Below are 11360 nucleotides of genomic sequence, written 5' to 3' on the forward strand. Positions count from 1 at the left end.
GGAACAGAAGGTGAAAAAAATGACAAATAATGGTCTCGGTTTTCTTTGCCTAAACCTGATTAGTTTCTGTTCTTTGTACGCAGGTTCTGTCGTTTGGTTTCTGTTTTTGAAGTAAAAAGTTTTATGCTCCGCCGTTTGCAATTTATTGCGCTCCGAATTCTCATCGTTTTTTTTGTTGTTTCAATTGTTTGGGTAGTCATTTTGAGGTTCTTACCGGTTTGGGTAACACCTTATATGATTTCAAGAAAGATGGAGGCGTTCAGAGCGGATGAAGACACGGAGCTGTACCATGACTGGGAACCTTACGAAAATATCTCAAAGGAAGCCGCGCTGGCCGTGGTCGCTTCCGAAGACCAGAACTTCCCAAACCACTGGGGCTTTGATTTTGATCAGATCTACAATGCGGTAACGGAAAAGCGAAAACGCGCGCGGGGTGCTAGTACCATTTCCCAGCAGGTTGCGAAGAATGTATTCCTGTGGCACGGACGTAGCTTTGTCCGAAAGGGATTAGAAGCCTATTTCACCGTGTTGATCGAAGTGATCTGGAGTAAAGAACGCATTCTGGAAGTGTACCTGAATGTTGCCGAAATGGGCGAAATGACGTTTGGAGTGGAAGCTGCTTCTTTGCGTTTTTATGACAAATCGGCCAAAAAGCTTACCCGGTACGAAGCTGCCCGGATCGCAGCGGTGTTACCAAACCCGATCCGTTTTTCAATCAAAAATCCTTCATCGTATGTCAACAAACGTACCGGGCAGATTGTCAGGCAAATGCGTTATCTGGGGGGCCAAAAATACATTGCCGATCTCTGATTTCCTGCGGGTTTTCTTAAGTAATTAAATTCACGCTCACACCTTTTCTGAGCGTGTTGTGGATCTCCGCGATTTCATCCGTGTGCCTGATCAGCTCAGCGATTTCCTCGTCGCTGGCTTCGGAAGTTATTTTGGTTTTGTATTGGAAATTAGCGCCAGGCTCACCGTCCGATCCGAACTCTGCCGTACAGGTTACTTCCACACCTGTTACAATGACATTTCGTTTTGTGGCTTCCCTGTAAATATCATTGCAAAAGCAGGTTGCCAGCGCCAGGACAAGCATTTCACCTCCATTTACGGATGAACCATAACCGGTCGGTTTAGGCGCAATGTCTATTCGCTTCACCGATCCGTTTGTTTCCACCTCGATCTGATGTTTTTCGAATTCACTTTTAACGTTTGCTGAAATTTTCATAATGAAGGCAGTCTGGTCTGTTCGAATGTAAATCAAATAAAAAAGGATAGTCGCTAAATCTAATCGTTTATACAACTAATTAGCGACTACACCCGGAGTTTGCAAATCATTTTTTCAAGCTTTTCAAGACGCTATTTTTCAAGAGCGATTTCATTTGCTTGATGGCAATTGCATTCAGTTGAATAACCCGATCAACAGAGTCTAATCCCTGCTGAATCAGCACTGAATTAATACTTTCGAGATTTGATAGAACGATCAACTGTTCAATCGAAGCTGCGTCACGGATGTTCCCCGCATCAGCAGGATTCGCATCTCGCCATTGTTTGGCGGTTTGACCGAATAGCGCGACATTAAGTAAGTCGGCCTCATTAGCATAGATCTGGTGAATCTGATTTTTAACAAGTATTTGCGGGATCAGATTTTCCTTAATGGCGTCAGTATGAATTCGGTAATTTACTTTTGCTAGCGTTCTTTGCAGGCTCCAATCCAAATGAAGTCTCGAATTTTCATCCTGTTTCAATCGCTGGAATTCGGTGATAAGGTAAAGTTTAAATTCAGGACTAACCCAGGAAGCGAACTCGAACGCAATGTCTTTGGCGGCGAAAGTGCCACCGTTATTTCCATTCCTGGAAATAAGACCCCTGGCATTTGTTGTTTCAATCCACTTGCTTGGCGAAAGTGTGAATGAATTACTCCCGGCTTCGTTCACAAAGGGGTCGAATTCGACCCCTTTGAAATCAGAATTATTCAATTGTTCCCACAAACCCAGAAACTGAATCGTGGATTTGGATCGCATCCAGTTCTTGACGACGTCCTTTGGCTCGTCGGGATTTTTGTTTCTCGCGATGTCGGTTAATGAGATAAAATCCTCATCATCTTGTCATCTTGTCTCAATGTCGCTATTTTGATTCCGCGTACCAGAAGTGTTTTGTGATTTGCCATACGAATTTTTCATGTTATACATGTTTAGACGTATGGTTTGTCAATTGGTCACAATCGGGAATCAATATTTTTGTCAGCTGACTAAATCTAGTTTCGCGCCAATCCTTTATTCCGTTCTTTTAGGTATTTGTAGTTTCGGTGGTGCGCGAGAGAGGAATCCAGTTTTTCAAACAAGCCTTTGTTTTTAAACGTAAACCAATTGACTTTCAAAAGGTATAAACTAACATAAGAGCGAGGGTGTTTTGAAATGAACTCGCCGGTTTTGCTTGCCAGATCATCTCGCTCAGCCATTTGCTTTGTCAGCCAATACGCGACACTATCTGTTTCACTTTTTTTCCGCGCCCGGCCTTCTTCCACCAGGTATGCATTCATGCGTCTGTCGGAAGGTAACTGAATGCTATCCTGGTACGTTTGCCATTCCAGATTGCTTTTTGAATGTGTGACCGGCGATTTCGACAGATTTGCCGTATCCAGTCGAATGCGTGTTCCCGACTCGAAAAAGAATGTCAGCGATCCCTTCATTTGAGAGATTTGCAATTGGTACAGATCCGGTAACAGATTTTTGTCCAGTTGCAAATGCGTCGTATCGAAGCCAAGCTGAATGGAGTGCACGATCGCTGCAAACCCTTTTTCACGCGTCAAAAGAATCGCTTTCCGGTCATTTAAAACCCTCGGAGCTGCAATGCTGATTTTTACATTCTGAGCGAACGAGGGAACGGAGATAATTAGCGCCAAAAGCGTTGTTCTAAGCATAATGTTTACTTCGGCGGTCAGCGGTCAGCTTTCGAATTTAGTAACAATTTGGTGTAACTATTGTCTTCCTCAGCGCGCCAGGTTCGTCCGTCGAAAGCCGAAAGCCAACCGCCGAAGTCTATTTAATTGCCACTTTCGCCACTACCGGCTGGTGATCAGAAGGATAACGTTGTTCCCTGGCATCGGTTAGAACGCCATATTTCAGCACGTCCACATTTTTGCTGACAAATATGTAGTCAATCCTTGTTTGCATGGGTGCGTCGAATTTAAATGCATTGAATGTGCCTTCCGGGCCGTATGGTTTTTGTTTGGATACATTATGTGCATCGCTCAGAATCGTCTGGATCGATTTGATCTGCTCCGTTTCAGGTGTTGAATTAAAATCGCCAGTCAGGATAACCGTTGCTTTTCCGGCAATTTCATTGATCTTTTTCACCATCAAAAGTCCGGATTGTTTGCGTGCTTCCACGCCCTGATGATCGAAATGCACGTTGAAAAAGAAAAATTCCTTCTTGGACGCCAGATCCTGGAATTTGCCCCAGGAAGCAATACGGTTACAACATGTTGCGTCCCAGCCTTTTCCAGGCTTGTCAGGCGTCTCGCTTAACCAGAAATCACCGGATTTCAGCAACTTAAACCGGTCTTTTTTATAAAAAATAGAGGAATGTTCCCCGCCTTCTTTTCCATCGTCCCGTCCTTTTCCTGTGTATACGTATTCCGTTAATTCGGCTACATCTTTCAATTGACCAATGAATGCCTCCTGAACCCCGAAAATGTCAAATTCATGGAATTGGATCAATCCTTTCACCATTTCCTTGCGGTTAGGCCAGGCGTTCACGCCGTCTTTTTCAGTGTTCATCCGAAGATTGTAGGTGGCTACATTGATCGTATTTTTTTGGGCGAAAGCGATTTCGGAAAGTGCGAAAAGAGCCAGCAGGCAAAGTGTAATGCGTTTCATGAGAGTAATGGGTAATTGTAATCAGTTAATTAATGCATCAAATTAAAATCATTTTCCTTTTTTGGGAATCAAAAACTTTCCAACAATTTCGCCGTCGTCCCGGATCATTTTCAGATCGAGCTGTTTTCTGGTCGCGTGCAGTTTGATCAGCGTTCGGTTGCCTTCCAGTGGCCCGCCACCAATCACGATCGGGTAATTGTGATCTGCATCCGGCTCGTGCGTCATGTACCGGTGCGTATGGCCCGAAATCTGCAGATCGATTTTAGCTTTATTCAAAACCGGCCCGAACACCTTCCGGCAATGCAGCGTTCCATGCCCGTCGCCCGAATGGTAAGGTGATATGTGAATTATTACAACCCGAAATTCGGCTTTTTTAAACTCAGGCGATTCCACTTCCCGTTCCAGCCACATGCGTTGTTTTTCGCGGTACTGGTCAAATGCAATGAGTCCGCCGTAATCCACTGTGTCATCGGCTTTGTCCTCACCGGAGTCCAGCACCACAAAACGTACGGGCCCGCGGGTGAATGCGTAGTAAAATTTGTTGTCCGGATAGGCATAATAGGAGGGGATCTGGCGCGAAAAGCTTCCCCGGCATTCATGGTTTCCCTGTGTCAGAATAAACGGAAATTCGGTCGCGAAAATGTCTACGCAAGGCTTTATCAGGTGATCGACCATTTGTATTTCTTCAGTTACCCAATCAAAACAATCGCCATTGAAAATTACGAAATCGTAGTCCCGGGTGTTGCCGGTGTAGCCGTGGCGATACAGCAGCTGGGGTATAATTTGCGGCCGGTCGTGAATGTCATTGAAGATCACCGTTTTAAATTCGTCTTCGTTCTCCGCCGGCGTTTTGAAGCCAAGTAACGGGCTGGAAATCGTCTCTCCAAATTCGACTTTCGAGCCTTTGTAACCAGTGATTTCGGTAGATACAATCTTGTATTTATGTTGCATTCCAGGTTTCAGGCCGGTCAATGTAATTTTATTTACCCGGTTATTCGCTTCGATCAAGCCATTTACATAGCCGAACGCCCGCTTGGTTGTGTATGTGCCGGCGCCATATTCCACCCAGCTAAAACAATTTTTGTGGGTGATCCACATCACGGTAACTTCATCAGGGCCAATGTTTTGCAGGTAGGGACCGACAATGAAATGGTTGGGATCTTCGGCAACGGGCGACAAGAGGTCAGCGGCGGTGGAAGCAGAGACCGGCAACAAACTCAATGCCCCTATTTGTGACATTTTTTCAAGAAAAGACCTTCTGTCTGAAAGCATATTTAAAATACAAGGTTATGAAAATGTTTACAACTGGTGACATTACTGCCATGGATTCACAAAATTCACAATTAAAATTTCTGGCGGTTGTTTGAACAGATTAAGTATTCTCTTTCATTTTTTTACTTTGTTAACAAAAAAATAACGCAACCGGGGTGATGACGGTTAATTTTGGTATACTACTTTCATGTAAAATCCATCGCGACGGTTCCATTGCCGCCATGGATTTGCGGCACTTTTGTACTTTGACGAATGACTAATTATCCTGAGGCCTCGCGGATACTCGTAGCGATCGACTGTATTATTTTCGGTTTCGACGGGAAGGATATCAAGCTTTTATTGATTAAACGGAATTTCGAGCCCGAAATGGGGAAATGGTCTTTAATGGGCGGGTTTGTCAACAAAGACGAAGATCTGTCCGACGGTGCAACCCGCATTCTGTATAATCTGACGGGACTGAAAAACATTTATGTCGAGCAGTTGGCAACGTTTGGGAAAGCCGGGCGTGATCCGGGTGAGCGGACTGTTTCCGTTGTGTTTTTTGCTTTGATAAAAATCGACGAACATGATTCGGAAGCCGTGAAAAGTCATCATGCCGCATGGATTGCATTGGAAGACCGGCCGCGGCTCATTTTCGATCATGAACAAATGGTAGTGCAGGCGATCGAGCACCTCAAATACAACGCTGCTTTACACCCGATCGGATTTGAGCTTCTTCCCGAACGTTTTACCATCCCGCAGTTGCAGAAACTGTACGAAGCAATTTATAACATCCCTATCGACAGAAGGAATTTCAGCAGGAAGCTGCTCTCGACCGGACTGCTGATTGATACGGGTGATAAAAATAGCCATAGTGCTACAAAAAAGGCGATCTTATACAAACTGGATGAGGAAAAGTACAAGGCGAAATTCCATTCATTCTGGAATTTTATGCCGGATTCAATGAGGAGGAGTGATTGAGTCATTGATCCAAAATTAAATTGTGTCAGTTTAACACCAGATGTGGATTTACTTATATTTGTTAGCTGATAAATGAAATATCAAAAGTGCCATTAAGGCGTCCTAAACCTTTGCTATGAAAAAGAACTTCGTAATTGGAATTGACTTTGGCACCGATTCGGTGCGCGCGCTGATTGTGAATGCGGATACCGGGGAACAAGTTGGGACGGCAGTTGAAGAATATCCGAGGTGGAAGCAGGGGAAATACTGTGATGCCTCGGTCTCGATGTTCCGCCAGCATCCGCTCGACTACCTGGAAGGTCTCGAAAGAGCGGTTATAAAATCGCTTGAAAATGTGCCGGACGAGATCAGGAACGATGTGCGGGGAATTGCGATCGATACCACGGGTTCTACACCCGTCGCCGTGGACCGGAATGGTACGCCGCTTTCGCTGTTGCCCGGATTTGAAGAAAATCCGAATGGGATGTTCATTCTCTGGAAAGACCACACTGCGAATGCCGAAGCTGAGGAAATCAACAAGCTGGCGCATGGTTCGGAAACTGATTATACCAAATATGTAGGAGGGATTTATTCATCTGAATGGTTCTGGGCCAAAATTTTGCATACGCTCCGGACGGATGAATCTGTCCGGGAAAAGGCATTTTCGTGGGTGGAACATTGCGACTGGATTTCTGCGGAACTGACGGGCAATACCGACCCGCTGACTTTGAAGCGATCGCGTTGTGCTGCCGGGCATAAGGCATTATGGCATCAGGATTTCCAGGGACTTCCGTCCAATGCATTTCTAACTCAGCTTGATCCGCTTTTGGACGGTATCCGCGAAAGGCTTTTTAATCATACCGAGACCTCCGAAAAGCCGATGGGCACGATTTCGGCGAAATGGTCCGGAAAGCTGCGATTACCATCTGACGTTGTTATCGGAGTGGGCGCATTCGACGCCCATATGGGAGCTGTCGGCGCATTAATCGAACCGTACTCATTGTGCAAAGTCATTGGAACGTCTACCTGCGATATGCTCATCGCCCCGACCGAAGAAGTGGGGCATTTGCTGATCCGGGGAATTTGCGGACAGGTGGATGGTTCCATTGTGCCGGGCATGTTGGGAATGGAGGCCGGACAATCGGCGTTTGGCGACATTTACGCCTGGTTTGCGAAGCTGATCATTGAGCCCGTAAGAAAACTGGTTGGCGAAGATGCGGCAAAGGAATTGTCAGCGAAATTAATCCCATACCTTTCTGAGGAAGCGCAAAAGTTGCCTGTCACGGAACAGGATATCATCGCAATCGACTGGTTGAATGGCCGTCGTACGCCCGATGCAAAACATACCTTGAAAGGCGCCATTCTCGGCTTAAACCTGGCCAGCGACCATACCCGCATATTCAAAGCGTTGGTTGAATCCACAGCTTTCGGATCAAAGAGTATTGTTGAGCGGTTCCGCAACGAAGGTGTTCCGATCCATCAGGTGATTGCAATCGGCGGTGTTGCTAAAAAATCCGCTTTTGTCATGCAAACCCTTGCGGATGTATTGAATATGCCGATCAAAGTTGCCACTTCCGAGCAGGCATGTGCATTGGGTGCTGCCATGTTTGCTGCTGTTGCGTCGGGCGTACATTCGAATTTGCAGGAGGCACAGCGGGCGATGAGTTCAGGATTTGATACCGTATATCAGCCTAGGGAAGCCGAATCTGAGGTTTATCAGGTACTTTATAAAAAATACATACAGTCCGGAAAGTTTCTTGAAAATAGCTTTCTCGCAAAAACGACCACCGTTCAGGTGAATTCTTACCCGGACACTTTCTAATCAATAATCTAATAGCCTGATGCTTGATTTAAAACAATTTGAACTTTGGTTTGTCACTGGCAGCCAACATTTATACGGGGAAGAAACACTCCGCCTGGTTGACGAACATTCTCAAACGATCAGTAACCATTTTGACCTCGCCCCTGAAATCCCGGTAAGGGTCATTTTCAAGCCGGTCGTCAAAACCCCGGAAGAAATTTATCAGATCATTCAGGAAGCGAACAGCACAAAAAACTGCATTGGCATTGTGGCCTGGATGCACACGTTTTCGCCGGCTAAAATGTGGATCAGAGGGTTGCAAATTTTGCAAAAACCGTTGCTGCATTTGCATACACAATATAACCGGGACATTCCTTGGGCCGGCATTGATATGGATTTCATGAACCTCAATCAGTCAGCGCACGGTGACCGCGAATTTGGATTTATGATGACCAGAATGCGCCTGAACCGCAAGGTAATAGTGGGGCACTGGCAGCAGAAAGAGGTTTTAGAAAGTCTCGGACAATGGTCGAGGGTTGCGGCGGCAAGGCATGATTTGCAGGGTGCAAAGTTTGTCCGTTTCGGAGATAACATGCGTCAGGTGGCGGTTACGGACGGGGATAAGGTGGCAGCTGAAATGGTTTTTGGTTTTTCAGTCAATACCTATGCAGTGGGAGATTTGGTGGCAGTGATCAATCAGGTGTCAGACGCGGACGTGGCGCAGCTGGTTGAAGAATATGCGGAAACGTATTCCCTGGCAGAGGTACTTGGAAAAGGGCAGGAGAGACATGCTGCATTACTCGATGCCGCCCGGATTGAATTAGGTCTGAAATACTTTTTACAAGATGGTAATTTCAAAGGTTATACCAATACATTCGAAGATTTGCACGGCATGAAGCAGCTCCCGGGTATCGGGTCTCAGCGGATGATGGCCGCGGGATATGGATATGCGGGAGAAGGTGACTGGAAAACATCCGCAATGGTGCGTGCGCTGAAAGTAATGGGTTCAGGTTTGCAGGGAGGAAATTCATTTATGGAGGATTACACCTATCATTTCGATCCGGACAATAGTCTCGTTCTGGGTTCTCATATGTTGGAAATATGCCCGAGCATTGCCACTGGAAAACCGTCTTGCGAGATTCATCCATTGGGTATTGGAGGGAAAGAAGATCCGGTCAGGTTGGTTTTCAACGCTCCTGCTGGCCCGGCGCTGAATGTTTCACTGATTGATCTCGGTAACCGTTTCAGGATCTTGGTAAATGAAGTGGAAGCCGTGGAAGTCACCGAGCAATTGCCCAGATTACCGGTTGCGCGGGCTTTGTGGAAGCCTGCACCTGATATGCAGACTGCCTGCGCGGCGTGGATCTATGCCGGCGGCGCACATCACACGGTATTTAGTCAAAATCTGACGACGGAACACATCGAGAGTTTCGCGGAAATGTTCGGCGTGGAGCTGGTAGTCATTGATAAAAACACATCACTGCGGCACTTGAAAAACGAACTTCGCTGGAGTGAGGCTGCATTTAAATAAAAAAGCATGTCAGGATATAAATATCTTAAAGAACAAGTCTACGAGGCCAATATGGAGATCCCGAAAGAGAAGCTGGCCATTGTGACTTTTGGCAATGTAAGTGGTGTAGACCGCGCCGCCGGTGTGGTTGCGATCAAGCCGAGCGGGGTGCCTTATCACAGACTAAAAGCGGAGGACATGGTAATCGTAGACCTGGATAATGTGCTGGTGGAGGGAAATATGCGCCCGTCATCGGATACTAAAACCCATACATTGCTTTACAAAAACTTTCCTGGAATCGGCGGCGTTTGTCATACGCATTCAACCTATGCCGTTGCCTGGGCGCAGGCGATCAGACCCATCCCGAACCTGGGAACAACTCATGCGGATCATTTAACAGCGGCTGTCCCCGTTACGGCAGTTATGTCGGATGATATGATCCGGCGGGATTATGAACTGGAAACGGGCAATCAGATCCTCAATTTGTTTCAGGAAAGAAAATTAAGCTACGAGGAAGTAGAAATGGTACTGGTAGCATGTCATGGGCCATTTACCTGGGGGAAAGATCCGGGTAAGGCCGTATACAACTCCGTGATACTTGAAGAAATCGCGAGAATGGCCTATCTAACGCTGCAGATCAATCCAGACGCAGGTACGATCAAACAAAGTTTAATCGATAAGCATTACTTTCGAAAACACGGCAAAGATGCGTATTATGGCCAGGATTAGCTTTTTTTGCCACTATTTCGGCTGGCGATGTTCCGCATCTGCTGCAGCGCTTCCTGCCGCGTCATCGCTTTGTCGTTGGCCTTCGCTTCACTGATTGCATCTTTTGAGAAGCGGCCTTTCAGAAGGTTGAATAAGGATAGTAGCATCGTACGTTTTTTATGAGCAGAACGAATCCTCGCCCCATTTATTTATCTCAAACTTAACAAAGAACAGGGTATAAAAAAACTGCCGGATGAGTCGATCTTCCGGCAGTTCTATATTTTATAAAACGTTGAGTAAATAATTCTTTTCTGCTAGCTCAGTGCACCCTTTCGGATTTTGCTGCCAGGAGCAAACTCATCTTTGATCCAGCGAACAAAATTGTGAGAGTTCGTCTTGTAAATTTCCATTGACAAAGGTTTAATTCCGCTGAATTCAACCTCTTTAACATACTCGGCATGCAACTTCAAAATTTCGGACAGGGTTTTGCTATCTGTTTTCATCATTAATTGTTAGTAAGATTTACAACGACCGGTGATGTTCCCGAGCGAAACATGTTCCTGAACAATGTTTATTTTTTCGGATATTGAAAAAATTATAAAAAACAATAAATTAATGATGGAATAGGGGATAATAGGCAGGTAAAAACGGCTACCGGGCTTCAGTATCTACAAAATACTGTTACATAATGGGACAAATTGGGTATAGAAATCCTGTTACACTTTTTGAGCGCTAATTCTACATAGCAAATATCATTCCTGAGACGTAAACCCGGGTTTCGTGTTGCTGAAATTTAAGAAAATGATTGAAAAATGCCGATGGGAGCCCAGCAGGTGTGTTTTTGTGAGGATTACTTACATGTCAAGTTTCTTTTTCAAGAAATTGACTTCAAGAGGTTTGGGGAGTAAATCAATAATGTGTGGACTGGCTTTGGCCTTTTCAATATCCCGTGTATCAATGGTTGAGGAAAGCATGAAGATCTTGATTTGTGCTTTCACAGCTTCCGGGAGAAGGTCAAACTCATCGATAAACTCAAACCCGTTCATATCCGGCATTTGGAGGTCCAGAAGGATGATAATTTCAGGGAGAGTACTTCCGTGATTTGCGAGATGTTTGAGTGCCTCACGTGCGGAATTAAATGTCCTGACGCTTTCAGTAATGCCACTTTTTATCAGAAGCTTTTCATAAATGAAAAGATCGAATGCGCTGTCATCGATTAAGAAAAAGTTCAGCAATGGCTTCATGGTAGGGG

12 protein-coding genes and 1 pseudogene are annotated in these 11360 nt (G+C 45.5%); 5 read left to right on the forward strand and 8 right to left on the reverse strand.

The genetic code is table 11. From position 1 onward, the window contains the following. The first annotated feature begins 123 nt into the window (after window positions 1-123). Window positions 124-810, forward strand: a complete 687-nt coding sequence (mtgA, locus tag LZG72_RS10315; protein ID WP_233871138.1) for a monofunctional biosynthetic peptidoglycan transglycosylase — start codon at window positions 124-126, stop codon at window positions 808-810. Between the two features lie 16 nt (window positions 811-826). Here mtgA and LZG72_RS10320 read toward each other — a convergent pair whose 3' ends face one another. From LZG72_RS10320 to LZG72_RS10340, 5 genes and pseudogenes are all read right to left on the reverse strand, one after another. Continuing rightward, window positions 827-1225 (reverse strand): OsmC family protein, encoded by a 399-nt coding sequence (locus LZG72_RS10320; RefSeq protein ID WP_233871139.1) that lies wholly within the window; start codon window positions 1223-1225, stop codon window positions 827-829. A 106-nt stretch (window positions 1226-1331) separates the two neighbouring features. Then, a pseudogene (locus LZG72_RS10325) lies at window positions 1332-2102 on the reverse strand (KilA-N domain-containing protein); the annotation flags it as partial. Window positions 2103-2254: 152 nt separating this feature from the next. Further along, entirely contained in the window at window positions 2255-2920 is a 666-nt protein-coding gene (locus tag LZG72_RS10330; RefSeq protein WP_233871141.1) for a hypothetical protein, read from the reverse strand. Window positions 2921-3038: 118 nt separating this feature from the next. Further along, on the reverse strand, window positions 3039-3878 hold the full coding sequence (locus LZG72_RS10335) for an endonuclease/exonuclease/phosphatase family protein (RefSeq protein ID WP_233871144.1): 840 nt from the start codon (window positions 3876-3878) through the stop codon (window positions 3039-3041). A 48-nt stretch (window positions 3879-3926) separates the two neighbouring features. Continuing rightward, a complete protein-coding gene (locus tag LZG72_RS10340) occupies window positions 3927-5117 on the reverse strand; it encodes a metallophosphoesterase family protein (RefSeq protein WP_233871146.1) in 1191 nt (396 codons plus the stop codon). A gap of 285 nt (window positions 5118-5402) precedes the next feature. Between LZG72_RS10340 and LZG72_RS10345 the strand changes: the two genes are divergently transcribed. The 4 genes from LZG72_RS10345 to LZG72_RS10360 all read left to right on the forward strand — a co-directional run bounded on the left by LZG72_RS10345 (window position 5403) and on the right by LZG72_RS10360 (window position 10129). Next, the gene (locus LZG72_RS10345) at window positions 5403-6110 is read left to right on the forward strand and encodes an NrtR DNA-binding winged helix domain-containing protein (protein WP_233871149.1); all 708 of its coding nucleotides are present in this window, start codon (window positions 5403-5405) and stop codon (window positions 6108-6110) included. Window positions 6111-6225: 115 nt separating this feature from the next. After that, window positions 6226-7911 carry a ribulokinase gene (locus LZG72_RS10350; protein ID WP_233871151.1) on the forward strand — a complete coding sequence of 562 codons (1686 nt, stop codon included), beginning with the start codon at window positions 6226-6228 and terminating at the stop codon, window positions 7909-7911. Between the two features lie 19 nt (window positions 7912-7930). After that, window positions 7931-9421, forward strand: coding sequence for an L-arabinose isomerase (gene araA, locus LZG72_RS10355; protein WP_233871155.1), 1491 nt, complete (start codon window positions 7931-7933; stop codon window positions 9419-9421). Between the two features lie 6 nt (window positions 9422-9427). Then, window positions 9428-10129: an L-ribulose-5-phosphate 4-epimerase gene (locus LZG72_RS10360; RefSeq protein WP_233871158.1), complete on the forward strand. Its 702-nt coding sequence runs from the start codon at window positions 9428-9430 to the stop codon at window positions 10127-10129. Here LZG72_RS10360 and LZG72_RS10365 read toward each other — a convergent pair. From LZG72_RS10365 to LZG72_RS10375, 3 genes are all read right to left on the reverse strand, one after another. Next, window positions 10126-10275, reverse strand: coding sequence for a hypothetical protein (locus tag LZG72_RS10365; RefSeq protein ID WP_233871161.1), 150 nt, complete (start codon window positions 10273-10275; stop codon window positions 10126-10128). The two genes, LZG72_RS10360 and LZG72_RS10365, sit on opposite strands and share 4 nt — an antisense overlap. 147 nt (window positions 10276-10422) lie before the next feature. Next, window positions 10423-10614, reverse strand: a complete 192-nt coding sequence (locus tag LZG72_RS10370; RefSeq protein WP_233871165.1) for a hypothetical protein — start codon at window positions 10612-10614, stop codon at window positions 10423-10425. A 348-nt stretch (window positions 10615-10962) separates the two neighbouring features. Then, window positions 10963-11352, reverse strand: coding sequence for a response regulator (locus LZG72_RS10375; protein ID WP_233871168.1), 390 nt, complete (start codon window positions 11350-11352; stop codon window positions 10963-10965). Between the last annotated feature and the right edge of the window lie 8 nt (window positions 11353-11360).

This window comes from Dyadobacter sp. CY323 (assembly GCF_021390245.1).
Classification (GTDB): Bacteria; Bacteroidota; Bacteroidia; order Cytophagales; family Spirosomataceae; genus Dyadobacter.

Excerpts from the sequence above, each read along its gene's own strand:
- mtgA (WP_233871138.1), top strand. The coding sequence starts at position 124 with ATGCTCCGCCGTTTGCAATTTATTGCGCTCCGAATTCTCATCGTTTTT.
- LZG72_RS10320 (WP_233871139.1), bottom strand. The coding sequence starts at position 1,225 with ATGAAAATTTCAGCAAACGTTAAAAGTGAATTCGAAAAACATCAGATC.
- LZG72_RS10330 (WP_233871141.1), bottom strand. The coding sequence starts at position 2,920 with ATGCTTAGAACAACGCTTTTGGCGCTAATTATCTCCGTTCCCTCGTTC.
- LZG72_RS10335 (WP_233871144.1), bottom strand. The coding sequence starts at position 3,878 with ATGAAACGCATTACACTTTGCCTGCTGGCTCTTTTCGCACTTTCCGAA.
- LZG72_RS10340 (WP_233871146.1), bottom strand. The coding sequence starts at position 5,117 with ATGTCACAAATAGGGGCATTGAGTTTGTTGCCGGTCTCTGCTTCCACC.
- LZG72_RS10345 (WP_233871149.1), top strand. The coding sequence starts at position 5,403 with ATGACTAATTATCCTGAGGCCTCGCGGATACTCGTAGCGATCGACTGT.
- LZG72_RS10350 (WP_233871151.1), top strand. The coding sequence starts at position 6,226 with ATGAAAAAGAACTTCGTAATTGGAATTGACTTTGGCACCGATTCGGTG.
- araA (WP_233871155.1), top strand. The coding sequence starts at position 7,931 with ATGCTTGATTTAAAACAATTTGAACTTTGGTTTGTCACTGGCAGCCAA.
- LZG72_RS10360 (WP_233871158.1), top strand. The coding sequence starts at position 9,428 with ATGTCAGGATATAAATATCTTAAAGAACAAGTCTACGAGGCCAATATG.
- LZG72_RS10365 (WP_233871161.1), bottom strand. The coding sequence starts at position 10,275 with ATGCTACTATCCTTATTCAACCTTCTGAAAGGCCGCTTCTCAAAAGAT.
- LZG72_RS10370 (WP_233871165.1), bottom strand. The coding sequence starts at position 10,614 with ATGATGAAAACAGATAGCAAAACCCTGTCCGAAATTTTGAAGTTGCAT.
- LZG72_RS10375 (WP_233871168.1), bottom strand. The coding sequence starts at position 11,352 with ATGAAGCCATTGCTGAACTTTTTCTTAATCGATGACAGCGCATTCGAT.